This window comes from Nostoc sp., from assembly GCF_036917815.1.
In the GTDB taxonomy this organism is placed as follows: Bacteria; Cyanobacteriota; Cyanobacteriia; order Cyanobacteriales; family Nostocaceae; genus Nostoc.
This window is the reverse complement of sequence record NZ_JBALEK010000061.1, coordinates 40097-64187: the sequence shown is the minus strand read 5'-3', so window position 1 is coordinate 64187 and position 24091 is coordinate 40097. Positions and strand designations below refer to the sequence as shown.

At 40.8% G+C, this 24091-nt stretch carries 22 protein-coding genes and 2 pseudogenes; 14 read left to right on the top strand and 10 right to left on the bottom strand.

The genetic code is table 11. The features are described 5' to 3' along the window. Positions 1-115: 115 nt before the first annotated feature. From V7K97_RS18540 to V7K97_RS18505, 9 genes and pseudogenes are all read left to right on the top strand, one after another. Positions 116-1084: a hypothetical protein gene (locus V7K97_RS18540; protein ID WP_334802476.1), complete on the top strand. Its 969-nt coding sequence runs from the start codon at positions 116-118 to the stop codon at positions 1082-1084. Positions 1085-1495: 411 nt separating this feature from the next. Then, positions 1496-2338, top strand: a complete 843-nt coding sequence (locus tag V7K97_RS18535; protein WP_334802475.1) for a hypothetical protein — start codon at positions 1496-1498, stop codon at positions 2336-2338. Positions 2339-2496: 158 nt separating this feature from the next. Next, positions 2497-3717, top strand: coding sequence for a glycosyltransferase family 4 protein (locus tag V7K97_RS18530; RefSeq protein ID WP_334802474.1), 1221 nt, complete (start codon positions 2497-2499; stop codon positions 3715-3717). A 184-nt stretch (positions 3718-3901) separates the two neighbouring features. Next, positions 3902-4909, top strand: a complete 1008-nt coding sequence (locus V7K97_RS18525) for a glycosyltransferase family 10 domain-containing protein (RefSeq protein ID WP_334802473.1) — start codon at positions 3902-3904, stop codon at positions 4907-4909. 122 nt (positions 4910-5031) lie between these two features. Continuing rightward, positions 5032-6261, top strand: a complete 1230-nt coding sequence (locus V7K97_RS18520) for a glycosyltransferase family 4 protein (RefSeq protein ID WP_334802472.1) — start codon at positions 5032-5034, stop codon at positions 6259-6261. Between the two features lie 298 nt (positions 6262-6559). Next, positions 6560-8632 carry a GumC family protein gene (locus tag V7K97_RS18515; RefSeq protein WP_334802471.1) on the top strand — a complete coding sequence of 691 codons (2073 nt, stop codon included), beginning with the start codon at positions 6560-6562 and terminating at the stop codon, positions 8630-8632. Between the two features lie 426 nt (positions 8633-9058). Continuing rightward, positions 9059-9730, top strand: coding sequence for a sugar transferase (locus tag V7K97_RS18510; protein WP_334802650.1), 672 nt, complete (start codon positions 9059-9061; stop codon positions 9728-9730). Between the two features lie 168 nt (positions 9731-9898). Beyond that, positions 9899-10021 (top strand): annotated as a pseudogene (locus tag V7K97_RS32105) (IS701 family transposase); the annotation flags it as partial. A gap of 225 nt (positions 10022-10246) precedes the next feature. Next, positions 10247-10456, top strand: a complete 210-nt coding sequence (locus V7K97_RS18505) for a TOBE domain-containing protein (protein ID WP_094352220.1) — start codon at positions 10247-10249, stop codon at positions 10454-10456. Positions 10457-10511: 55 nt separating this feature from the next. Here the strand turns inward: V7K97_RS18505 and V7K97_RS18500 are convergent, their stop codons facing one another. Further along, entirely contained in the window at positions 10512-11270 is a 759-nt protein-coding gene (locus V7K97_RS18500) for a HesA/MoeB/ThiF family protein (RefSeq protein ID WP_334802470.1), read from the bottom strand. Positions 11271-11676: 406 nt separating this feature from the next. Between V7K97_RS18500 and V7K97_RS18495 the strand changes: the two genes are divergently transcribed. Together V7K97_RS18495 and V7K97_RS18490 are read left to right on the top strand one after the other, a co-directional pair. Beyond that, entirely contained in the window at positions 11677-11808 is a 132-nt protein-coding gene (locus V7K97_RS18495) for a hypothetical protein (RefSeq protein WP_334802469.1), read from the top strand. Between the two features lie 142 nt (positions 11809-11950). After that, positions 11951-12175: a hypothetical protein gene (locus V7K97_RS18490; RefSeq protein ID WP_334802468.1), complete on the top strand. Its 225-nt coding sequence runs from the start codon at positions 11951-11953 to the stop codon at positions 12173-12175. A 75-nt stretch (positions 12176-12250) separates the two neighbouring features. Here V7K97_RS18490 and V7K97_RS18485 read toward each other — a convergent pair whose 3' ends face one another. Both V7K97_RS18485 and V7K97_RS18480 read right to left on the bottom strand, forming a co-directional pair. Further along, entirely contained in the window at positions 12251-12460 is a 210-nt protein-coding gene (locus tag V7K97_RS18485) for a TOBE domain-containing protein (protein ID WP_334802467.1), read from the bottom strand. A gap of 1191 nt (positions 12461-13651) precedes the next feature. Continuing rightward, entirely contained in the window at positions 13652-13840 is a 189-nt protein-coding gene (locus tag V7K97_RS18480; RefSeq protein ID WP_334802466.1) for a hypothetical protein, read from the bottom strand. Positions 13841-13969: 129 nt separating this feature from the next. On the opposite strand from V7K97_RS18480, the gene V7K97_RS18475 reads away from it, so the two are divergent. Next, positions 13970-14347, top strand: a complete 378-nt coding sequence (locus V7K97_RS18475; RefSeq protein WP_334799389.1) for a hypothetical protein — start codon at positions 13970-13972, stop codon at positions 14345-14347. A gap of 448 nt (positions 14348-14795) precedes the next feature. Here V7K97_RS18475 and V7K97_RS18470 read toward each other — a convergent pair whose 3' ends face one another. The 4 genes and pseudogenes from V7K97_RS18470 to V7K97_RS18455 all read right to left on the bottom strand — a co-directional run bounded on the left by V7K97_RS18470 (position 14796) and on the right by V7K97_RS18455 (position 19569). Beyond that, a complete protein-coding gene (locus tag V7K97_RS18470) occupies positions 14796-15164 on the bottom strand; it encodes a hypothetical protein (RefSeq protein WP_334802465.1) in 369 nt (122 codons plus the stop codon). Between the two features lie 211 nt (positions 15165-15375). Next, positions 15376-16686 carry a nitrogenase iron-molybdenum cofactor biosynthesis protein NifN gene (gene nifN, locus V7K97_RS18465; RefSeq protein WP_334802464.1) on the bottom strand — a complete coding sequence of 437 codons (1311 nt, stop codon included), beginning with the start codon at positions 16684-16686 and terminating at the stop codon, positions 15376-15378. 83 nt (positions 16687-16769) lie between these two features. Next, positions 16770-17045: pseudogene (locus tag V7K97_RS18460) on the bottom strand (nitrogenase component 1); the annotation flags it as partial. An 877-nt stretch (positions 17046-17922) separates the two neighbouring features. Next, entirely contained in the window at positions 17923-19569 is a 1647-nt protein-coding gene (locus V7K97_RS18455; protein WP_334802463.1) for a metallophosphoesterase family protein, read from the bottom strand. 399 nt (positions 19570-19968) lie between these two features. On the opposite strand from V7K97_RS18455, the gene V7K97_RS18450 reads away from it, so the two are divergent. Then, on the top strand, positions 19969-21231 hold the full coding sequence (locus V7K97_RS18450) for a hypothetical protein (RefSeq protein WP_334802462.1): 1263 nt from the start codon (positions 19969-19971) through the stop codon (positions 21229-21231). 21 nt (positions 21232-21252) lie between these two features. Here V7K97_RS18450 and V7K97_RS18445 read toward each other — a convergent pair whose 3' ends face one another. Both V7K97_RS18445 and V7K97_RS18440 read right to left on the bottom strand, forming a co-directional pair. Beyond that, complete coding sequence (locus V7K97_RS18445) at positions 21253-21927, bottom strand: S-layer homology domain-containing protein (protein WP_334802461.1); 675 nt, start codon at positions 21925-21927, stop codon at positions 21253-21255. Between the two features lie 154 nt (positions 21928-22081). Continuing rightward, positions 22082-22561, bottom strand: coding sequence for a hypothetical protein (locus tag V7K97_RS18440; RefSeq protein WP_334802460.1), 480 nt, complete (start codon positions 22559-22561; stop codon positions 22082-22084). 191 nt (positions 22562-22752) lie between these two features. On the opposite strand from V7K97_RS18440, the gene rpiA reads away from it, so the two are divergent. Then, entirely contained in the window at positions 22753-23463 is a 711-nt protein-coding gene (gene rpiA / locus V7K97_RS18435) for a ribose-5-phosphate isomerase RpiA (protein ID WP_334802459.1), read from the top strand. A 26-nt stretch (positions 23464-23489) separates the two neighbouring features. On the opposite strand, the gene V7K97_RS18430 is transcribed toward rpiA, so the two are convergent. Next, a complete protein-coding gene (locus V7K97_RS18430; RefSeq protein ID WP_334802458.1) occupies positions 23490-23744 on the bottom strand; it encodes a hypothetical protein in 255 nt (84 codons plus the stop codon). Positions 23745-24091: the final 347 nt, after the last annotated feature.

The window sequence follows — 24091 nt, the reverse complement described above, 5'->3', positions numbered from 1 at the left end:
GCTGAAATGATTTTACAGCAAGGACTTTGGTGTTCTCATCCAATCGATAACCGCTATAACAGTGTTACTCTTGTGGTTAATTTTGTGTTCCATTGAATTCTCTACCCACTGTATTATGCACTTATCTATAAATAAGACAATGCAAGCTGCGATCGCCCGAATTGCGTTTGTTGCCTCAATGGTTGTGCTGGGCAGCTGTTTCGCTCAAAACTCGCCCTTGATAACGGTTAATGCAGCAAATGCCTCCCTTTCAGATCAACTTAGTTTCACTCAAGCCCAATATAATGCAGCTATAAATTGGGATTTTGCGGGGGAAAATGGCAAATTCCAGTCCAATCCTTCTTTACCCAGTGCAGGATATCCCTGCGGAGTACCTAATAGCAACCAATGGAAGTTTGCCATTAGCAGTAATGAAAATGTTGCGGTTCTTGTTGCAGGAAGGGGTCTGCAATTAGCAGGCGCTGGTTATGACCAAGTATACAATGCGTGTACTGGCCCCAATACTCGTAAATCTATGCCTAATGCTCGAATCGAGTTGACTGACATTGTTGTAGACTATTATTCAATCAGCCAAAATACATGGGTCAGGGCAGTCAAACAGGCTGTAAGTGGATCTGCCTTTACCGAAGACTTTGTAAATAATCAGTCCACCGGAGCTGATTACAGAGGCGAAGGACAAGAGTATAACTCTGTGCGGTCTGGGATTGGCAATGCTGCTGGTAACGCTGGAGGTACCACTGGTCGTTTTGTACAAGATGGTTCAGTTGGCTATAACTTCCATGGCTTCCCCTATAGGTTTAATATCCTCTGGTCAGACGTCAAGGCTGTGGTCGTTTCTCAAGCCATGCGTTGTATTCCCCATCAGGGTACTGATTTAAGCGATTGCAACAAATTGGGGTACATCGCGAATGTCGGTATTGATTCTTGGGCAACTACTACAAGTCCCTTTGATGGATTTGCAACTCACGGTGGAGTAAGCTCAGGAAGATTTAAGCCAGTTACCACTGATTGGCAAATATTTACCAATTACACCGGACCCAAAAATTTTGCGGGTATTACGCCTCCGCCCGTGCCTCAGTTCTAGACTATAGCATTTCTCATTTGGATGCAGTACGCTTTTACCCCACCCTCCCCGCAGTCCTACGGTGTACACACATCGCTCGTCTTGCAGGCTATCTTCAACATGGACATAAAAATCTTATTGGTATCCAGTTACTGTGGCGAGGTTAGTTAAAATTGTAAGACCTCTGGCAATACTTGTCGGTTACAACCTCTAAGGAAGGAAATAAAGCCCCTTAAAAAAGGGGCTTTGGTGGATCTAATAATTTTGTTTCATTCCTTAACCAAGCAGTATTGCTACCTCTGGTTACTCCTCTTGTTAAAAGCTAGACAGCAGATTTATCATAAATAGCTTAAGGGAATGTAAACTACTCAATGAGACTACTAGTTAAATGAATATAAATTGAATTCTTTCATGTAGTTAATCATTAAAAAAATGGCAAGAAAAATTGTTATTGCTGGCACAGCTCGCAACTGTGAAAAAGGTTTACACAAAGTATTTAAAACTTTAGATAAAATCTCAGTATTATTCGATCAATCCCAATTTATAATTATTGAGAGTGATTCTAACGATAAAACTGTAGAGATGTTAAAGGATTATCAAAGAAAAAATCCAAATATCATGATAGTTTCTTTAGGCTCTTTGTTGAATGATTTACCATTAAGAACACATAGAATTGCCTATTGTAGGAATAAGTTTTTAGAAATAATCGAGAGTTGTCATAAGTTAAGAGCCTTTGATTACCTGGGCGTTTTTGATATGGACGGGATTAATAACCTTCTTAGCCCTAAAAGTGTTTTCAGTTGCTTTGAATATGATAATTGGGATGTCATGACTGCAAACCAACTCATAAACTATTATGATATTTGGGCTTTGAGACATCCACAATGGTGCCCAGGAGATTGCTGGACTGAAATTAACGCTTGCAAAGATATATTTGGATATATACCTTGTGAGAAGTTATTTATTAAAAGACGGCAAATATTTATTCCTAAAGAGACACCACCTATCGAAGTTGAATCTGCATTTGGTGGATTTGCACTTTATAAGATGAACTCAATTTTAGGTTGTAGATATAGCGGCGGAGATGACAATAATGAAGTTTGTGAACATGTTGAATTTCATAGACAAATTAGAAAAAATGGAGGAAAAATTTACATTAATCCCCAACTAATTAATTCTTATGGAAACACACCATATGATTCCTGGTCAGATTTAATCCGCCCGAGAACTATAACCTATTTAATGAAGTCAGGGTTAATTAAAATGATCAGATAACGCTCTATAGAAATCAAAACAGTAATCTCCTTTAAACAGTTCTATTTGCCTATAGATACTGGCTTTGTTAAGGTAGGCGAAAAAACCATGTTTTTATCCTTCAAAAGTAATATTTAGTTATCACGATACACCATAATAATTCTTCATATCAGCGACTCATGCGTAGACCTGTTGTAACGGTTTTTTACCAGTTTGACCCGTGGAGCAAGAGCTTAGGTGGTATCCAAACTGTTATTCGTTCTTTCATCAAGTATGCACCTGACACTTTTGAGGTGCGGCTAGTCGGAACCCAAGTAGAGAAGCGGGTTGAACCCGGAATCTGGCAAAAAATGAATTTGATGGGTCGAAATATTCAGTTCATGCCTTTATTTACACAGCCGAAAGAAAACGGCAAAAGTTTGATTCCAGACTCGGTTCGCTATACTGCTGCATTGTTTCGTCGTTCCCTCGCGTCGGATTTTATGCACTTTCATCGGCTAGAACCGACGTTAGCAACGCGGCACTGGTCAGGAGACAAAACCCTGTTTATTCACAACGATATTCAACAACAGATCCAAACTTCTACCCAGAAAGGCAGTATCCTTTGGCAGTATTTTCCATCTGCTTATTTTGCGATTGAACGTCAAGTTGTGCCTCAGTTTACCGAAATTTTTTCTTGCAACACTGCTTCGGCAGCCTTTTACAAAGAGCGCTATCCGATGTCTGCCGATCGCGTGCAATATTTGCGAAATACGGTTGATGATGATGTGTTCTTTGCACTGTCTGCGACCGAGCGTGTACAAGCTCAACGAGCGCTTGCGCGATCGCTTGGTCTTAAAGAGCAGACTCGATTCATTCTGTTTGCGGGTAGACTGCACGCCCAGAAAGATCCTTTATTACTAATCCAAGCAATGGCAATACTTGCCGATGCCAACGCTCACTTACTGATTGCTGGAGAAGGCGATCTGGAAAACCCGATTCGCGCCGAAATTGCCCGCCTCAACTTGAGCGATCGCATCACGATGCTAGGAGGACTACCACAAAGCGAATTAGCAAAACTACAACGTGTTGCCACTGTCTTTGTACTGTCAAGCGTCTATGAAGGCTTACCAGTCGTAGTATTAGAAGCGCTCTCCAGTGGTACACCCATTGTCACAACTCATTGCGGTGAAACGCCCAACTTGCTCACGCCTCAATCTGGCGTAGTTTGCAAGGAGCGAACATCTGAAGCGCTGGCTGCTGCTATCGAGCAAGTGCTTGCCTGCCCGCAAAATTTTCCAGTAGAAGCCTGTACTGATGCGGCTAAACCTTTTCACGCCAGCGCAATCGTCAAAGACGTTTGTGCCAGAATGATGCAGCGTTGGCAGGCACGCCAAGTACACGAACGATTGTCTGTCTAAAACTGCTGATTTAACTCAGGCTTGAATAGCATTGTCTGGCGTTGCGAAATCATGGGATGATTTCGCCAAGTTTGTCACGAATTTTCAATGGTTTCAACCGCAAATTCATCCCGCATTTATGCAAAGCCGCATTGCCTCTATTCAATAGATTTTCTTTTTACTATTCTTTAAGTCTTTCATTGCCATGCAAGTTCAGCTCACAGCCAAGCTAGAAAAGTTAGCTCATGCTATTCAAAAGCGTAAGGTTTTAGGATTGTCTCCCAGCGACAAGCAAAAACGAGGAATTGAAGTCACAGTTCGCTTAATTTCTAACTTTCCAACACTTTGGGAAAGAATCACCGATCAAACTCCCAAAGGATCTTGTCAATGGGGAAACACATTGTTTTTGGGAGAAGGAGAGGCAGATCTATACGTAATCTTAAATACGAGTACGCACGATTATGCAGGAAACCCTTTACCTGCGATCGACTTACCTCCGCCAGATAAAGTGTGGGGCTTACACATGGAACCACCGGACTATGTCAAACTGTTTCGCTTGGATCAACCGAATGAACATCACAAAATTTCCCGTTTTTATACCAACTGCCCAGATCTATACGAACGATACCCAACTAAATATGTGCCTTCCCCACCCTACGTTTTGATGCATGTTGATCGTAGTTGGGACTTTCTTGCGAAAGCTTCCTTACCTCAAAAGACGGAAACGCTGTGTATGATTTCTTCGGGTCTCAAAACTCTAGAAGGGCATAAAGCGCGGTTGGACTTTATTGAACGCTTAGTTTCTAGCAATTTAGAGTTCTCGCTTTGGGGAAGAAGCAATCAATTCAATAAATATTCAAATTATCGGGGAATTGCACCAACAAAATGGGAAGTCCTTTCTCCTTGTAAATACTCGATTGTTGTCGAAAATAGTATTGTTCCTTTTTACTGGACTGAAAAAATTGCAGACTGTCTGCTTTCTTTCTCTCTACCGCTATATTATGGCAGCCCAAATGTAAACAAGTATTTACCGGAAGAGTGCTATATTCCAATTGATATTCACGATCCAAACTGCTCCCAAAAGATTAAAGAAATTATTGAATCTGGTGAATATGAAAAACGCCTCCCTGCTATCTTGGAAGCTCGCAATAAGATTCTTTATGAGCAAAATTTATTTGCTTTTTTAGATCGAGAAATAAAAGCATCTTTCTAAGATATATAGAATCAATAACTTATCCCATAATACTTTTTTGAGTCCAATTTATTTTTTAAATTGGTCTAATTTAAGTGCGGATTAGTATTATTTTCCAAAAGTTTCATTTACCTGAATAGAACATGAAGATTGCAGTTATCGGTGCAAAAGGGTTGCCCCCAGAAGAGGGCGGTATCGAACATCATTGTGCAGAAATTTATCCACGCATGGTTGCTCAGGGTCACTCGGTAGACCTCTTTGCTCGCTCTTTTTACACAAGAATGCCTGCATTTAGACAATATGATTTCAAAGGAGTTCGAGTGATTTCTCTACCGTGTCCCAAAGTGGGCGGTTCAGATGTAATCATTAGCTCAGCATTCGGCGCTATGCTAACAGCTGGAGATTATGACATTGTTCACTTTCATGCTTTAGGACCATCGTTATTCAGTTGGTTAACGCGCATGATCTCACCAGCTAAGGTTGTGGTCACTTGCCACGGTTTAGACTGGCAACGTGCGAAATGGGGAAAACTGGCGCGGTTGTCTATCTTGCTGGGTGAAAAAATTGCTGTTTCCAGTGCCCATGAAATAGTTGTAGTGTCTGGTGCATTGCAATCATACTTTATTAACAACTACAGTCGAGACTCTGCCTATATTCCTAACGCCCCAGCCAGCTATCCTGCTTCTGATACTAAATTTACTTGGACTTCCTCGTTGGGTTTGGAGCGAGGACGGTACATGGTGTTCTTAGGCCGGCTGGTTCCTGAAAAGTGCCCTGATCTGCTGATAAAAGCATTTCAATCACTTCAAAAATCAGGTTGGAAACTGGTTTTAGTCGGAGGGGATGATTCTCCCACCTTTAAAGCAAAGTTGCTCAGTTTAGCTAACAACAATCCAAATATTCTTTTTACTGGTCCACTCTTGGGTACTCGCCTGGCGGAAATTGTGAGAGGATCGGGGTTGTTTGTGCTACCTTCAGATATTGAAGGATTACCGATGGCAATGCTAGAAGCTATGGCAGAGGGTGTTCCAATTATTGCCAGCGATATTTTGCCTCATAGGCAACTTCTCGGACAAAATCGAGGCGTACTTTTCCGGAAAGGAGATGTTAATTCATGTATTGAGAAGCTAGATTGGGCAATCCATAACACTCAAGAAATTCAAAAATTCGCTGAACAAGCAAAAATTTATGTCAGCGCGAACTATAACTGGGAGCAAATTACAAACAAGTTTATTGATCTGTACAATAGAATCTTAACAAAACCACTTACTGTTCCTACTTCGACACTAGCCTCACTATATACAGATCAGGTCAAATCTGCTACATTAATGGAGTCAGGACTCGGTACTAAGTATTTGGAAGCAGACAGCTAATCTAAATTAGTGAAGATATCCACATTCGGTGAAGTCAACACAGCATTAAAAATAGACACTCTTCTACAATTTATAGCCTTGACTATTTCTCTCAAAAGCTATGAATATTGGAGAATAAAAGCTGGAAGCGACAACAATGCAATCCTGAATCCAGCCTATTAATAGCTTCGATAGCACGAAAAATATTTCTTATAACAGGAAAGATTTCATGAAAAGTATGCCAGTGTTAGCGTTCTCACTAAAACGCAATTTTTGGAGTGCGCTTGCTTCCTTTGCCTCGGTGCTCGTCGGATCATATTTGTACTTAAAAACGGCCCCACCAGTTTACGAAGGTTCAGCTCGGTTGATTCTTGATGATCGAAGAGTTAGCGTTTCTGATCTGGGCCAAGCATTAGCGGCAAATACAACCTCAGGAAATGCAAACCCGATTGCAACTGAAGCGGAATTAGTTTCCTCGAAGCGCGTTTTAAAACGAGCATTGGAGATGCTATCTCATAAAAAATTATCTCATAAAATCACCTCAATTGATAAAGTTGCTTCTAGACTCAGAGTAAAAATTGTGCCCGCTACCAATATTCTGGAATTGCGATACAAGGATTCAGATCCAGAGTTAGTTGCAGCTATGCTAAACGCGATATCTAACGCAATGGTGCAAGAAAATGGAGAGTCCATTCGTCAACAAGCTTCATCAGTTCGGAAGTTTATTGAGGGGCGAATCCCGGAGCAGCAAGAAAAGCTAGCGCGTGCGGAAACGGCTGAAAGTCGGTTCAAACAAGCTAACAGCATTGTTTCTCTGGAAACTCAAGATACCAGTTTGACTAACAGCTTAACCGCTTTGGAAGATCAAGAACGCACATTGATGGCACAACTTCAAGAAGCACAACGAAAAAGTGAACAACTTCAAAAAGTTATTGGTAGCAAAAATATTCAAAGTGCTTATACAGCATCACGTGCTGGTCAAGATGACGAACTTAAAGGTTTGCGAGTTAGGCTTGTTGAACTAGACTCGCAAATTATTGAGGCTCGGAGTCGTTTCTCCGATCAACATCCATTGGTGATTAACTTGCTTCAAAAGCGAGATGAGATACGCGCTCTATATAATCAAAGTCTTAGGCGGATTGTTCCTGTTGAATCATCGATTCCTGCAAACGAAGTTGCATCTGATGACTTGAGCCGTAGCTTGATCTCTACGTACATTACGGGCGAAATTGAGTACAACGCATTAAGAGATAAGCTAAAAGTTATCAGAAGCCAAAAAGTTGCTTTGCAATCGGATGTGACTGAGTTACCTGCTAAGCAACGAATTCTCTCTGCTTTAGTCCGTAGGCACGAACAGGAAGCCACAACTCTCAAGTTACTAGAAAATAAGTTAGAAGAAGCACGGATCGCGGAAGCGCAACTCGTCAGTAATGTTCATATTGTCGGGCTGGCTTCCGTTCCGACTTCGCCTGCAAACCCGAAGCCAATGGTTATTTTGCTGTTAGGAACAACAGCAGGTTTAGTGTTAGCGATCGGTGTAATTCTTTTGGGTGAAATGCTAAATACAAAGATTGGCAGCGCAGAGGAAGTAGAAGATCAGATTAAGCTACCAGTGTTGGGAAATCTTACCGAGCGATTACGAATACAACCGGGTCAGTTAGACCGCTTTTTGAACAATCCAAAAGCAGTTGAACCTTATCGTCGGTTGCTCAAAAAGTTACAACTCAATAACAAAAACCATCTGAAGTCTATTCTCGTCAGTAGTAGTATCAGTGGCGAGGGAAAATCGAGTGTCTGTGTCTATTTAGCAACTGTGGCAGCAATGTTGTCTAAAAGAACACTGCTGATTGATGCTGATTTGACTAATCCATTACAGCACTACTTTTTTAACTTGTCGGCTCAGCCTGGTTTGAGTGATGCTGTATGTGAAGAAGCATCGCTGCTGTCTGTGGTACAACACACTGAGATCGAGGGTCTTGATGTATTGACATATGGCGGATTCCCGAATCGTCATGCCCAAGTTATAGAAGCAACGGCGATGAAAAAATTGATTGCGACTGCAATGACCCTTTATGATTTAGTAATTATTTGTACCTCTCCTTTGCGTGATTACGCGGATACGATGACCTTAAGTGGTGAGACGGATGGAGTTGTGTTAGTTGTGCGTCCTGACTTTACACCTAAAGCGATCGCACAACAAATGATTGATGATTTACAACGCAGTGGTGCTTCGATTTTAGGAACAGTAGTGAATGTGACTCCTGACCCCATAAACCTCTTGCCTGCATCAAACAAAGAAGGTAAGCTGATGATGGAAGAAACGCCAAAACATGAGATTAAAGCAAACAAAGGCGATCACTTCCAACATATTGAGGGACAAAGGTTTTTCTAAACATATACAATATAGTATTTATACTATATTGTATAGACAATAAAATCTGGGCAAATCAGTGATTTGATTATTAATCGGAAGATTCTTCAATCATTCATACTTGATAAATCGTAATTCGTAATTAAAGCCAGTTAGTAATACCTCTGCCAATTTACAGGCTGAAGCAAAAACCACGTACAGACGAGGATAATTAAACCCAAAGATTAAGCATTAGATTAGTAATTTGAATATTTGATGTATTTCCTTTGCTGTGCATGGGTTAAACGCTTGTTTCTACCTCAAAAATGTTTAATTCCCGTTAGCATGCCGTAGGCAAAATGTCTTTAATGCAAGAATTTTGAATTCTTAACATTCTTATCTTACGCAGATTCATTTCTCTACTTAAACCTATTAGCAACATAGACTCACTTTAGTTTGTCAAGAATGATGTACCCCAAACAATTAAGTAGCATTATTCAAAGTGCTACAACTAGAGAATTACAATTTACTCCACATATCTCAGTCAAGTCTAAATTTAAGCGTTCTTTAGATATTATAGGTAGCTTACTAGGATTACTAGTTCTAGCCATTGTATTTGTACCTGTAGCGATCGCGATTAAAATTGATAGTCCCGGCCCTATTTTCTTCACTCAAGAACGCTATGGACTTCAAGGTTGCCCGTTTGTGATTCGCAAATTCCGTTCGATGGTGAGCAATGCAGAGCGATTAAAGTCTTTAGTTAACAATGAAGCTAACGGATTGATATTCAAAAACAAAAATGATTTCCGAGTAACCAAAGTGGGTCAGTTTTTGAGGCGTTCTAGTCTTGATGAACTACCTCAGTTTTGGAATGTTCTAGTAGGTGAAATGAGTTTGGTAGGAACACGTCCGCCCACACCCGATGAAGTTGTCCATTATACTAAACGCCACTGGCAACGTTTAAATGTCAAGCCTGGTTTAACTGGCGAATGGCAAATAAATGGTCGGTCTCAAGTCACAGATTTTGAACAAATAGTTGACTTAGACTTGCAATACCAAAGAAATTGGCACCGTTTATATGACTTATGGTTAATTAGTAAAACTTTTTACGTAATTTTTCACCGAATTGGCGCTTTCTAGAGTCACAACTAACAATTATGAGTTTGTAATTACTAATTCATCAGGACTTACGCATTGACAAATTAGACAACAAGTGTAGTAGGGAAAAGAAGAAAAAATATGCGATGCCTACGCTAGTCGGTAGATGAGTGGAAAGTTGGATAATTTACTCTATTGAGGGTATGGGCAATCAGAGTAACTACCAAGCCATCCCAGGCATTGTGTGATCTTGACACTTACACTCTGTTTTTATTAGCAGAATCAAAGTATCCAGGCTGCACACGTTTAGCAGATATTATGGAAGATTTGTCAAGGAGTTGAAAAAGGGACTGGGGACTGGGAAAACTTGGAAGGGGATTGGGACATAAACCTTGTTTTAAAAAAACTCTTCGAGGTTTGCGGCTAACTTTGGCGGTCTCATATCTAAGTTATTCTGTAAGGCTGAAGATATCTCACTAAATGAGGATAATCCAACAATCTGATTGTTGTTAGTATTACTCAGTTCAGAATTATCTTATAACTAGGGAAGATCAAAATATGGAAGTTAGCGCTCGTAATTCCTTAAAAGGAACTATTAAGAAAATTCACCCAGGAGCAGTCAACTCCGAGGTGATATTAGAAATTGTACCTGGGGTGGAAGTAACTGCAATTATTACCAAGGAGTCGGTAGAGCATCTCCAACTTCAAGAGGGAAAACAAGCGATCGCTGTGATTAAAGCGTCGGATGTCATAATTGCTACAGAATAGCTTGAAATAAGTAGATAAGTTGTGGCGATCGCGATCGCTACGATTATCCAACTATTTACGAATTTTCCGAGCAAGAACTGCTACCACACACCAAACATGAAGGATCGTGATAAGAATTTCGTTTGGCAAACTCCATTCGCATCAAGTCGATTGTCAGCAGTTGTGACAATAACGGTTCACTAAACTTAGTAATCAACTTTATTACCTCTAATGCACTAAGACAAGCTAGTGTCCCAGAAACAGCACCGAGAACCGCGAACCCACGTTGATCCCAATCCGGCTTTTCTGGGAACAAGCATGATAGACAAGGAGTAGCACCAGGAATAATCGTCGTCAGGTAAGCTTCCATTCCGTCCATTGCAGCTTCCACCATTGGTTTTTGCCAGCGCACGCAAGCCTCATTGAGCAAGTTCCGCTCTGTGAAATTGTGGGCGCAATCAACAGCTATATCAGCAGATTGTACTAAAGAGTCTACATTCTCTTTTGTAACGTAATCATGAACTGCTTCCACCCGAATATCAGGATTAATAGCTTGCAGAGTTTCTCTGGCTTTGAATACTCTTGGCTTACCTATCCAATCATTTGTCATCAGAACCTGACGATTCATATCATCTAGCCGTAAGTCACCACCCCGAACTAGAATTAGCCGCCCAACACCTGCTACTGCCAAATAAAGAGCTGATGTACCGCCTAATCCCCCTACACCTGTAACCAAAACCGTTGCAGACTTCAAGCGCTTTTGTCCTGCTTCTCCAAAATTGGGAAGCATCATTTGGCGGTGATAGCGTTCTAACTCACTCGGTGTTAAGTTCATCGCTTTTTAATTCTTTATCAGTCGTAAAATTTACCACCTAGTTGGTAGCAAGTATTGTAGTTGTCTATACATTTTTCTGATTTAGTACCTGTAAAGTTGGTATTTATTCCAGGTAAGAGAGCTATGTGCAAATATAGGGCAAAGTGAGGTGCTTAAAATTCAGGTGCTAAATCACATATTTAGGGGTGCGTAGGCGCAGCCCAACCTAGGCATCGCAGCCAAATAACTGTTTTTATTGAGAATCTAGGTTTGTAACTGAGAATTAAAGTCCAATCTCACCAAATCGCATTGCTCCCAAATATAGTGATGTCTACGACGGGCTACGCCTACGCGAATAATGAAATAAACCCTACAGCAAAGCTACGAGGTCTTTGAGATATTATTACTTTCTGGTGGATATACAGGAATGGCTGATGCAGGTATTACTACGGCATCTATAACTGCTGCCTTTGGGTTTTTTGGGCGGTGTGAAAGGACTCGTGCGTATATACTACCTCGCCCTACTGGTGCGATCGCTATCCCTCTAATCACTGATTAAAGAGGACATTTGTGGAAAACCCATACATATAGCCGTCGTGACGATGAATTGATTTACAGTACTTATGCCGAACTGGACTAACTTTGCCTCTCAATGTCCTCATTTCAAAAACGCCACTTTCCCGGACAGTTAACCTACCAACATGAGTACCTGCAAACTTGCCAGTGGGGAGAATTGCCCGTACCATAACGCCCGTCTGGAAACCAAAGAAAGTCTTGCAGCGTGTTCTATGCTTTATGGGAAACCCATATTTATTGGCAATCCTATGCAGACATTTGGTTATGTAGCTAATAGACTAAATAGTTTTGGTTTAGTTTATCTACATATTATTGATGGGAAAGTTGTAGTAAAAGTTACCTACCCGTAGGCGTAGCCCGTCGGAGACATCACTTTACAGGGGGCAGTTTAATTGCCCCCCCTTAATAGAATCTCAACAATTACTTTAGCCTACGGCAATAATTACGTCTGATGATTTAATTATGGCGTGGACTTCTTTACCTTCAGTAAGTTTGAGATTTTCTGCTGATGATTTGGTAATAATTGCAGTCACCTCTACCCCTGGTGCTACTTCTATCGTTACTTCAGTATTTACAGAGCCAACGATAACGTTTTTTACAGTTCCCTTGAGAGCATTACGAGCGCTAACTTGCATTTTTTGACTCCTACTGTTTTTTCTTTACACGTAAATAATAACAAGTAATTAAATTAATCTGTATGGCTACGGTTAGAAAATATATGAATTTTTACTATCAATTAATATAGAAAATATACGCAAGTAATTTAATAAATAATTTGGTAGTCATGTCTTTTTACGCCAACTTACTTGGTAATAAGGGTACTACAAAGTAGTTGTAGTTAGTCCAAGTATTTTTCAGACTGTTATCTGAATTATTACCAGGTTTTCAGCTTTTTACCATATAAGTTGGTAAAAAGCTGACAAAATTTAGTCAGTATCGGCACAGTTATTGGTAACAGTCAGTCCTGAGTAGTAATATCATGTCCGCTTGATTACTTATTAAACCCGAAGAACCCCACTCAACCGAGAACCGCTATAGTGAATCATTGATTTTGTGGATAAAAACCGAGGATATACCCTAGCTGTCTGTGAAATACGACTGCCTTGATTAATACCAAATTTTCGTCTATTTACCTGTTTGACTAGGCTTCATCATCTGATGTTTCTTCAATCTCGATTTCCCAAGGTTCTCCTTTATAATCTGGTGGAAAAAGATGGAAGAGATGAGAAAACTACTACAGGACAGAGATAACTTAAAATCGTAACGAAATCAAGACGCATTAGATCCTATTCTGCCAATAGTTTTTAAACTAATACTCCAACACTTTATGCCTAGCAATAAAATGCTAGGTTTTTTTTCGTAATATCGGACATACCCTTGTATTTTAAAGTGTCACTTATTCTGTCATTTAAAGTGACATAATTTTGGTCACTTTAAATGACACTTTATTTTAAGGGGTATATATGGCTAATTTTTTATTGGTGGTATATGTCTGTAGAAAAGTGTCACTTTATCTGTCAAAAAATCTGTCACTATTTTTGACACTTTTGTACAAAGGGTATGAGATAGCCAATAATCATACTTTTAATATTTGCTGACTGAACAAAAATTAAGAACTCACGCCAAAATCGCCTAGAATGCCTTTGTTCTGAGTCAATGGTGTATTTCTATGGTTGAGAGTATTAACGCTCTTTCCTGGCATCCACAGACAGGAGTTTCACTAATGCCAATTGAAAGTCTTAGCAATTGCGATCGCGCTGACAGCCGCTTGAACAGATTAGTTTTAACCACCTTAAGGTATTTAAATCTAATCTCTTCCGGGGCTATTACTTCCCTTTACTCCTATCCAGTTTCTCTTGAATAGCTTCTCTGCAAAATTCAGGTGGGTCGTCTTGTGCCTTTACCTCTTCCTTCATTTTCTCTGAAACTCGAAAGCTGAGATTTGCCGTTAACGGTTCCTCTCTGTCCGTTTCGTATGGATTTAAATTATCTGAGTTCCCTTTAGGGTTAGGCATTGTTGAGAGATGTAAATAACGCTTGATTAACGTGCGCGCACGAGATTAGAGTTTTAAATCGGTAGGCAATTGACCCTGAGAAAGTTGTTACCTACCGATACCACTTTTACAAATGGGTAACTCTATTTTATGTTCACACGGTCAGAACTCGAAATCAAAACCATTGCTGAGTTGAGAGATTTGTGTAGACGGTATGGCATCAAGCCAACTGGCAATGCTGGTTACAAGGTCAGTTACGTTACCTCGTTAATGGCATTCCCCTCGATTGCCCTTCACCAGCTACAGGAAGGTAAGGGATTAAGGAAGCTCACTTTTGAAGCCTTTCAAAATATCGGCGTAGCACTTGACCAAATGAATTCACCCACTGATGAGCAAGCAGCACTAATTAAGCTGACGATGGAAGGTAAACGGTTCAGTTCCCCTGACAGATGGGAGCAAGAGAAGCTTATCAACCTGTACAAGGCAAAGCAGAAACTAGAAGAGGTTGTATCCTTGCTCGGTGACTAACGCTCTTCTATGACTCTGGAGAGAGAATAATCCAAGCGATTAGAAATCGCGGCTACACAAGCAAAGTCCGCCTGCGCGGACTAACGCCAAAATAGGGTTTCAAATTTAATCTGACGAGAGTAATAAAAGAGCGCTATACCCCTTAAAATAAAGTGACACTTTTTTGGTCACTTTAAATGACAGAATAAGTGACACTTTAAAATACAGGGTATCCCTCATAAAAAATACCCCAGGAAAGCAACAATGCAATCTTGGGGTATTAGTGTGTCAGGTAACTCCTATTGAGGAATATAGTTACAAGTCGTAAAACTACCCATTGAAAAGTGCTACCTTTTGGTAGCACTAAATATGTTACTAAAAGATAGCATTCCGAGAAAAAGGTATTAATAATCAACAATTAAAAGATGGCGCAACAAGCACTTTTGTCGTTGCACCCTAAGTCGGGAAATCATAGTAAATGTTCTTGTTTTTGTGTTGCAAGCCATTGCAGTTCTAACCACAAACGAGGATCTGTCTGCTTAACTTTCGACATCGGATCTCGCAGCAGATGTGTAGCATTTAGGCAGACAACCTCAACTAATCCCGCATATTCTGCTACTTCTCTGAGTATAGATATCTGGGCTTTGACAGCAGCAATCAGATTCTCAGGGCAATAAATTGTGAAGTATGGCAGAAAGTGAACACGGGGTCTTCCCCAATAAGACTCAATGAGTTTAACATGACAGTGTTTTAGCAATTCATCGACTTGTGGGAAAGAATGAGCAATAACCGTTTTGAATTCTTTGACTAGCTCTTGTTCATACCAACTTGTGTTCATAGTTATAACTTTCCTGCTGAAAGTAACAATTGGGAATTTCAAATTGTGATTTAGTGTTTCTACGAATCACTGATAACTAAGCATTGACTAGCCTTGGTGCAAAGGTTTTTTGGGGTACTGTGTAGTACAAAAAGGTCGGCTAGGAAAACAGCTTCGGTATTTGTTCAATGTAGGTCTGAATTCGCTGATAAATAGTTAGAGTTGGTTGTTTTTAATGCTTAACCTTTGTTTCCTCCTGTAACAACAGATTGCCAATATCAAATAAAAGTTGCATGGTACCTCGATAGCCAACCTTGGTAAACTGACCATGATCTAAGCGGTCAAAAATGGGAATCCCTTGACGGTAGAGAGGAATTTTTAAGCGTTGAGCGATCGCCACTCCATGAGAGTTGGTAATTAGCAAATCAGACCCAACCGCCAATTGCTCAAAGTCTTCCAAATCGCCGATAGTAACGCTCTTGATCGGCAGTTTTTCTAACAGAGGAAAGCGTGTTGTTGTCACTGCTGCGTGAATCTCAACTCCTAGCGATCGCAAAAAAGCAACTGTTGACCAAAGTAAATCTGGTTCCAGCGCCAAAGACACTCGCTTGCAACCAAAGTAAAAGTGATTTTCCAACATCATATATTGTAACTGACGGCGTTGACGGCGATATTTTTCCGGTACGCTGACACCACTGATATCCACCAAAGCTTGCAGGAATTTATCTACAGCTGTTAGTCCCGTCAGTTCACCAAATACCTCATAGGGTATATTGAATCTCTGCTCCAAAATTTGTGCCCCAGCTCGCATACTATCACCTAGTGCCAAAGTGAATACAGAGCTACCAATTGAGCGCAACTGTGCTGCATTTGTGCCATTAGCTGTAATGGCACTAGAAGAATCTTCTATATGACCATCTAGTGATCCAGAAAGGTCAGGTACAACAATAGGTACAAGTCCAAAGGAAGTAACAATCTCTTTGATTTCCTGTACATCCCCTGGTGTGAAGGCAGAACTCGCCAAAATAGTGATTTGTGTGGTACAAGCGTCTTCCTTGGAGCCTTTTTGGGGGATTTCCCTGACTATACTCTCAACTGCACCAGCAAAGCCATCCTGTAATGTACCTTTGAAATCCGGTGTAGAGACAAGCACAATTGGTAAATAATCCAGTTCTGGGTGACGGTGGCGAATCTCCTTGACAAAGCGCCCCATATCATCGCCTCTGGTTTCCACCAGTCCAGTGCTACAAAGACCAATAATTTCTGGTTTGGATCTTTGCACCAAAGTCAAGATTGCTTGTTCAACTCTTTCCTCGCCACCCAAAATGGTTGCAACTTCGGTCATTGCTGTACTGGAAAGGGGAATCGTCTGACGGAAATGTTGTACTAATACCGCCTTAGTCAAAGCAGTACAGCCTTGAGAACCGTGTAATAAAGGCATGATTCCCTTCAACCCCAAAAAGGCTAAAACTGCACCCACAGTTTGGCTTTGCTTCAGGGGATTAACTGCAACAGATGTACTCGTAACGCTAATAATCGCCATCAAATTTCCTCCTCTGGAGAATTTCTTGCTTCCTCTACTCCTACTTCCCAGGGCGCTGGCTGGTATACTTGTTCCCACACAGGATTGTAAAAAGCAGCATACGAGAGGATGACGTTAAGTTTGGCACGATGGGCATAGCAAACTTCTTTGTAGATAGCATCGCCTGTAATTTTTGCCAAAACTCTGATACCTAAATTCTCCAATAACGGTAGAACATTCCATATTGCACCTGCGATATTATGTTCACCAATTAAGTTGATGTCATCAGGTGTACTATTCTCTGGTTCAGCTGTTCCAATAACGTGTTCTAGCAACGCCTCACCAGCAACACGGTTGCCTAAATTTTGGTTCCCAATAAAGATCGTACTTCATTGGCTTTGTCTCTTAGTTTCAAAAAGCCGTAGCGGATTTAAGCATTGTATCTGCCAAGGCGAATGTGTGGTCTTTGAGTTTATATCATTTCTCTTGGACGACATGACTGTGCAATCGAAAGTCTTGATTCCCCATATAAAAAGACTATCACATCAATTGCAAATTTGCTTGCCAAGCGCCAATTATTTTTGCGGGTGGTTACTTTTTAGCCGCTTTTTTTCGTAACCAATTTGTCTTTATAAGGCTACGGTGTATACACAAGTCGAATTACCCCCCTTAATCCCCCCGATGTATTGGGTGGAAACAGGAAATCTAGTTCCCTCACGCCACATGCTTCAAGTCGGCAAAGCCGCCCAACGCAGTGGCTCCCCAATATATCGGGGAGGGTTAGGGTGGGGTAATTCGACAGACTGGTTGTGATTCGATAACTTGTTTTTCAAACAACCTCTAAGAGGATGTTTGAAAAGTCCTCTTGTCGGTATCAAAAATTTGAGATCCCCCTAAATCCCCCTTAAAAAGGGGGACTTTGATTCCGGTTCCCCCCTTTTTAAGGCAGGGCTGTTTCATTCGTTCAGATCAGAATTTTGTCAAGAGTATCAACCAGAAAATTTAGTGAGTTGGTAATCGAAAAATTACTGTTTCAATCGGTAAATTTAAGTGCGATCGCCTGGTTTTTGACCCAATTAGAGTGTTTAAAAACCTGATTTTTTTGACTGATACGCTTGTAAATTAAGGTCTTTTGGGGAATGAATCAGCCCTGCTTTTTAAGGGGGGTTAGGGGGGATCTCAAAGTGCCTAAAATCACAGGGAAATACTTTTCAAACAACCTCTAAGAGGACTTTTGCAATAGGTCTATTCAATCAATCACTGAAGATTCAACTTAAATTCATCAAACTTTAATACTTGCGAATCAGGCTTGCGAGTATCAAAACGATAACTACTTATGGTACCAGTCCCCGTATCAAAGATACTAAAAACTGTAATATCATTACTCGCAATATAAGGCATCGGCTTTCCATTTTCGCCCAACAAGGGAGCAATTGTTGGTACTATCGGTTCTAACCCATTAGGATCACCAATCTTAACATAATCTTCTTGATATCCAATTGGCACTTCTCGCTTTCTCTCACCCCAAGCAGCACTGTAAGTATTACCCACATTAGATGTTTCTAGAAAGTGCATTCCACCGTGGCTAACAAAGCGGTTCCATAAATGGGAATGCCCATAGAATACCAATTGCACATTAGCCGCTTCCAGTATTGGGACAACATCGCGGATAATATAATCTGCGTCTTTGGGATACTCGTAACGCACTGCTTTGATATTATGATCATCCCGTTCAATTATTTGTACTGGTTGTGTATAAGGAGGAACTATATTATCACCCAAAGTATGGGGTGGATGATGGAACATTACAACTTTGTATTTTGCTTGTTTAAACTCAGGGCTGTTGAGTTCTGCCTCTAGCCAATTATACTGCTTACTGCCTTTAGCAATTGGCTCATAAATTAGCTGTCCATAACCCCAATTCTCAGGATTATTTAAATCATTTTCTGCTTCTCGATATCTACCCTTATGCTTTCCATCTAGCTTGGGAGTGCGCCACATATTCGTAGCGAACAGTACCACCAAACGCACATCACCAAAGCTAACTGCATAATACCTTTTTCCACCCTCATTACTTTTTGGTAAAGAGAAAATCTCTTCATAAGTATTAGTATTAAAAGAATTATCTATTAAAGAGTTGTTCGGGTAGATTTTTTGAGCAACGACACGGGGAATTGTATCATCAAATTCACCATTTAAACTTCCCATCCTGGCAAAGCGCCCCATTACCTCATGATTGCCAATGCAAGTAAACATGGGTGCGTGTTGAATTATTTGTCCACCAGTGTAGGTTGTCTTAACGTCGTTGTGCGTCATTTCATATTTAGCACGACCTTGTAAACCGGGAAACAAGGCACCACCACTGTTATCATCAAACCATTCTGAGGCGCGATCGCTAACATTGACCAAATCACCAGCAAACCACACTCCATCAACTCGTCCAACTGTTTCTACCACCTTTTGCAGATTTGCAGATGTCATCGGCTTTAACTGATGGTCAGAGGTAAGTAGAATTTTTAGTGGTGTATCTAACTTGGGAGTAGCTGCGAGGGTAAAAACATCACTCTCAACACTCTCGCCCTCTTTTCGCGCGCTCGTGACACGATAGTTTACCCGCACACCAGGAGTTAACCCAGTCACCTCAGCCTGATGTCGCCAAATATCACGCTGGACGGGTTTTTGATAAACTTGTCCGTCTTTGGTTTGGTTTGCAACTCTTGATTCTTGGTCTTCACGCGTGCGAGTGAGTTTGCTAGTATTTGCCTTTGCAGTGTGTTTGAGATTTTCCCCGTAGCTGACTGTGTGATTAACACCAGCAAACTCAGTAAACCAAACTACTTGCACAGAGGTTTCAGTTGGTAGTTGCAAAAATGGGTCGGTGAGCAGTTGGGGTGCTGATGTCATAATTGATTGCCCAAATGAACGCACGCTTACTAGACTAAAGCATATAACAAGCACGAGCATACCCACTAAAAAGGTTTTACGGCTGCTTACAGCGATTTTCAGGCAAATAAACAAATACACCTCTCTCCTCGGAGGAGAGAGGCTTTGATTTTCTCCCCTTCCCAACAAGGGAAGGGGCTGGGGGTTAGGTCTTGTCTGATAATTGTGGTTTAAATACATGAAAACTGCTTAAGCCTCTGAGCGTAAATTTTTGACTTGCTAATGACTAATCATTTATTGAGAAGTTAGGATGAAATCATCATCAAACTTAAGTTGAGATATTTCCAGCTCAGGCAAGTAAAAGAATCAAACATTTCCTCAAATTTTACCAATTTATAGTAAATTTAAATTACCAATCCTATGTCAAATCGTCATTATCCTCCCGCCTACTTACGCTATCTCAAAGCCAGGTTATGGAATCTTGGGCGACCTGCTTTTTGGGGAACTGCAATTTTTTTATCTTTAGTAGGGCTAATAACCTGGGAATACTGGTCAAACCCAGATATCTTCGTTTATAAGCAAAAAAAACAAGTTGCTTCACAAGAACCTGCCGATTCCTCTCTGTCAGAAGAAAACAAAGCGATCGCAGCAGATATTGATAACTTGCCAGTTTTATTTAATGACTTTGAGCAAGGAAGTCTTTCATCAACCGCAAATACCCCGAAAGAAAAGACTGAGGCAAAAAAGAGTACAGACTTATTAGATGATATAGCTAACAAACAAAAGCCTGATAGTGATACCAAGTTAAATCCTGGTTTAGCCGTTAATAGCGACAACTCTCCAGAGGTAAAAAATCCCTTTGTTGTCCAAACACAAAATTTATTGCGTACTGGGACAGGTGATAGTAATAACCAGTTTCTAGGTATCAAGACCTTAAATACACCGTCTGAAACAGCAGAGGGAGAACAAACATCCTCTGACCTGGGTATTGGATTCACTAATCAAACCAACAAAAATCAAAATGCTCTCCCTCTCAGCCCTCTGCAAGGGGCGCTCAACCAATCGACAAATCAGAAATTGTCTAGCTTCAATGGTACCGCAACTCAGACAAATACCTTGGGGCAAGTTTCTGACCCAGGAACAACGCTGATGCCACCTATCAACAGCTTACCCAGTCAAAATTCTCTACCAAGTAATGGGTTAAATACTGGCACAGGTTACACGTCAACGGGCATGAGTATACCACAAAATCCCTACGGTAATTTAAATAACGGTCAGGTATTGCCAAGTAATCGGTTAAATACTGGTGCAGGTTATACGTCAACGGGTACGAACTTGCCGCAAAATCCCTACAATAATTTAAATAGTGGTCAGGTAGTGCCGAATGTAGCACCAATAACGCCCCCAATTAACTCTGTCGCACCAAGTAATATTACACCTTACTCTAGCCCCAATCTGAGTCAAGGCGTTGTCACACCCACAAACTCTGCGGGATACGGGAATTATGGGTTGCAACAACCAACGCAACTACCACAATCTAATTATGGGAATTATGGGTTGCAACAATCAACGCAACTACCACAATCTAATTATGGGAATTACGTGCAGCAGCAACCAACACAGTCTAATTCCTTATATCTTCGCCAACTTCGAGACAAGTATAGAAGTCAGGGTCAAAACTGATTTTAACTGAATAAAATTCAGCTAAGGAGATTGTGGGCTATTTGGAATAATGGGAACTTCTGGTGTTTCGGGTTGTTGCTTTTGGCGTTGCAAATATTTACTCAATACATAAGCCATATCCCCACGGGTGACGGGTTTTAATGGGGAAATATTGCCTTGAGCATCTGTGTTAATAAATCCCTCGGTAACTACTGTAGCGATCGCTTTTCTCGCCCAAACTGGGATAGACTTTTCATCTGGATGTGTAGCCAAAATCTCATTCACAGCGTCATCAGGAAACTGAAATACACCATAAGCCTGGGCAAAAATAGCCAGAGCTTCTGCCCTTGTCACCTTTTGATTAGGGAAGAATTCATCGCCCCGATAGCCCTTCATGATGTCAGTTTTTAAGACTATCTGTATATCATTAAATGCCCAATAAGAACGAGGAACGTCTGGAATCGCTAAATTTTCTTTAGTAACAGCTTGTCTTTTATCTAGCCGAAATGCTTTTACCATAATCGACGCTAATTCTGCCCTACTCAGTAACCTTTCTGCATAAAACTTACCATCAGAAAAGTTTGTCATCCATTTGGCAGCAATTACTTGTTGAATGGAATCAGATGGGATTCCAGAAGGAGATTCTGGCGCTTGAGCAATTGCTGGCAAGTTTTGTAGTAGTGCTACCAAAGATAGAGTAATTGAAAGCTGACGCATCACCATAACCACTTTTAGCTGCTAACGTGAATTTAAAAAACTACGTTACTGAGGTTAACGCAAAATTTGGTATTCCTAATAACCTGTAACTCAGTTAGTGACGAATTTAGTGTGGGCAATGTTGCTCCAGCTATGTAAAGTGTGGCTATCAACTTTAAAAATTAGGACTGTGTTCAGAATCCCAGCACTTCCCATTATTCCAAATTCTACCAGTGTGTTCACATTCTGATTTATCGTCAATCCAAGGAATTGAAGTAGGGTAAAAGGAGCTAGATATAGGAGTCAGTGAAGACAATGCAGAAGAAAATATAGTGTAGCTAGAAGTCGATAGAATGATTAGAAATCCTATGAGGAACAAGATATTGGTAGGAGTCCAAAAGGGATATAAACTTTTTTCAGAACGTAAACGCACTTGAGAGCGACGTTCTAAACCTGCTAGCAACACCAGATAAAACCTTAATTTGGGAATTGGTACTGAAACTCTTATATCTAAAGGATGACGTGTCCAACCACGAGAGGCAAAACCACTTTTTATCGCTTCTAATTGCTCCACCGTAAAGGTATTTGCTACTTTCGGGTCAATCTCAGCGAGAAGTTGCTCAAAAGTCGGGTAAATGTACGTAGCTATGTCCATATTTTTGTATATTACAATACACTACTCTTCCACTAGTCATCTCCTTTATCCGGGATAATATGATGTTTTATTTTTTGGAAGTCCCTAATCAAGGAAATAGAAATTAGCAAAAACTTGTTTTTTACCTTTCATCTTTTGGCGTTATCTGCCCACTACTATGGACTATAGTCAGTTTTTCAGGAGTTTTGGCAATGACCGCAGCAGCAGATCCCGTAAAGTTGATGAAGCAAGAAGTTGGCAAAGCCGCCGCCGCCCTAGTCAAGTCGGGTTCCATTGTCGGGTTGGGTACGGGGTCAACTACAGCATATACGATTCAGTATTTAGGCGATCGCCTCAAGTCTGGTGAACTCAAAGATATCATTGGTATACCCACCTCCTTTCAGTCAGAAGTGCTAGCGAAGCAGTACGGCATCCCTCTCGCCACCTTAGATGCTGTTGACCACATCGATATTGCCATTGATGGGGCAGATGAAGTCGATCCGCACAAGAATTTGATTAAAGGCGGTGGTGCAGCACATACCCGCGAAAAAGTTGTAGATTACCTGGCAGAACAGTTTATTGTCGTGGTAGATAGTGGTAAGTTAGTAGACCGCTTGGGTTCTAGTTTCCCTGTACCCGTGGAAGTGATTCCAATGGCAATTACTCCTGTTACCAATGCCATCAAAAAACTCGGTGGCAAACCAGAACTCCGCATGGGTGTAAGAAAAGCTGGGCCAGTGATCACTGACCAAGGTAACTTTGTCTTAGATGTCACATTTGACTCTATTGAAGATCCAGCTGGATTAGAAAAGACATTAAATAACATTCCCGGCGTTTTGGAAAATGGTATCTTCGTTAACTGTGTCGATTTAGTTTTAGTTGGAGAAGTCAAAGATGGTCAGCCATTAGTACGGCAACTGTAAGAGTTATAGATTCTGGATTTTAGATTTCAGAGACATCTAAAATCCAAATCTTCTTTAAATTCATCGTCTTCATCGCCCCAATATGCGTAGTTTACCAACCTAGGCATCGCAGCTTTGCCCCCATCTTGCTCAATAATTATTAAATCGCCCTTTTCGCCTAACTCTGCGTTAATGAATCGTGAAGTTTCACCCCATTCTTCAAAAAGCCTAATTTTAGCTAGCGTAGTTTGGAGATATGCAAAAAATAAAACGCCCAGCCGTTTCAATAATATTGTTGGCAAAAGCCCCAACTGGGCATTTTATAGGAACAGCCGGTAAGCGTAAAACTCAGTGGCTTGAGCCGCTGAGATATAAGCGACTCGTGTGACTTTAGTCACTGTCATCTTTCTGAGACTTATCTTATGCCAGACGTGGTATTACAGGATTTTCACACCACAACCGAGAGTTAAACAATTAGATATTTACTAATCATTTTCCCTTTCGTTGCTATCATCTAGCAATTTGTCGTTTTTGTAAAGCAATAAAACTTTAGCGTATCTTCATCCAGAATTGGTATTAGCCCGTCTTCCGCTTTCGGCTTGCCGCACTCCCCGCGTTATCATCTGAGAAAGATAAAACTGTTGTGATC

Excerpts from the sequence above, each read along its gene's own strand:
- V7K97_RS18540 (WP_334802476.1), top strand. The coding sequence starts at position 116 with ATGCACTTATCTATAAATAAGACAATGCAAGCTGCGATCGCCCGAATT.
- V7K97_RS18535 (WP_334802475.1), top strand. The coding sequence starts at position 1,496 with ATGGCAAGAAAAATTGTTATTGCTGGCACAGCTCGCAACTGTGAAAAA.
- V7K97_RS18530 (WP_334802474.1), top strand. The coding sequence starts at position 2,497 with ATGCGTAGACCTGTTGTAACGGTTTTTTACCAGTTTGACCCGTGGAGC.
- V7K97_RS18525 (WP_334802473.1), top strand. The coding sequence starts at position 3,902 with ATGCAAGTTCAGCTCACAGCCAAGCTAGAAAAGTTAGCTCATGCTATT.
- V7K97_RS18520 (WP_334802472.1), top strand. The coding sequence starts at position 5,032 with ATGAAGATTGCAGTTATCGGTGCAAAAGGGTTGCCCCCAGAAGAGGGC.
- V7K97_RS18510 (WP_334802650.1), top strand. The coding sequence starts at position 9,059 with ATGTACCCCAAACAATTAAGTAGCATTATTCAAAGTGCTACAACTAGA.
- V7K97_RS18505 (WP_094352220.1), top strand. The coding sequence starts at position 10,247 with ATGGAAGTTAGCGCTCGTAATTCCTTAAAAGGAACTATTAAGAAAATT.
- V7K97_RS18500 (WP_334802470.1), bottom strand. The coding sequence starts at position 11,270 with ATGAACTTAACACCGAGTGAGTTAGAACGCTATCACCGCCAAATGATG.
- V7K97_RS18495 (WP_334802469.1), top strand. The coding sequence starts at position 11,677 with ATGGCTGATGCAGGTATTACTACGGCATCTATAACTGCTGCCTTTGGG.
- V7K97_RS18490 (WP_334802468.1), top strand. The coding sequence starts at position 11,951 with ATGAGTACCTGCAAACTTGCCAGTGGGGAGAATTGCCCGTACCATAAC.
- V7K97_RS18485 (WP_334802467.1), bottom strand. The coding sequence starts at position 12,460 with ATGCAAGTTAGCGCTCGTAATGCTCTCAAGGGAACTGTAAAAAACGTT.
- V7K97_RS18480 (WP_334802466.1), bottom strand. The coding sequence starts at position 13,840 with ATGCCTAACCCTAAAGGGAACTCAGATAATTTAAATCCATACGAAACG.
- V7K97_RS18475 (WP_334799389.1), top strand. The coding sequence starts at position 13,970 with ATGTTCACACGGTCAGAACTCGAAATCAAAACCATTGCTGAGTTGAGA.
- V7K97_RS18470 (WP_334802465.1), bottom strand. The coding sequence starts at position 15,164 with ATGAACACAAGTTGGTATGAACAAGAGCTAGTCAAAGAATTCAAAACG.
- nifN (WP_334802464.1), bottom strand. The coding sequence starts at position 16,686 with ATGGCGATTATTAGCGTTACGAGTACATCTGTTGCAGTTAATCCCCTG.
- V7K97_RS18455 (WP_334802463.1), bottom strand. The coding sequence starts at position 19,569 with ATGACATCAGCACCCCAACTGCTCACCGACCCATTTTTGCAACTACCA.
- V7K97_RS18450 (WP_334802462.1), top strand. The coding sequence starts at position 19,969 with ATGTCAAATCGTCATTATCCTCCCGCCTACTTACGCTATCTCAAAGCC.
- V7K97_RS18445 (WP_334802461.1), bottom strand. The coding sequence starts at position 21,927 with ATGCGTCAGCTTTCAATTACTCTATCTTTGGTAGCACTACTACAAAAC.
- V7K97_RS18440 (WP_334802460.1), bottom strand. The coding sequence starts at position 22,561 with ATGGACATAGCTACGTACATTTACCCGACTTTTGAGCAACTTCTCGCT.
- rpiA (WP_334802459.1), top strand. The coding sequence starts at position 22,753 with ATGACCGCAGCAGCAGATCCCGTAAAGTTGATGAAGCAAGAAGTTGGC.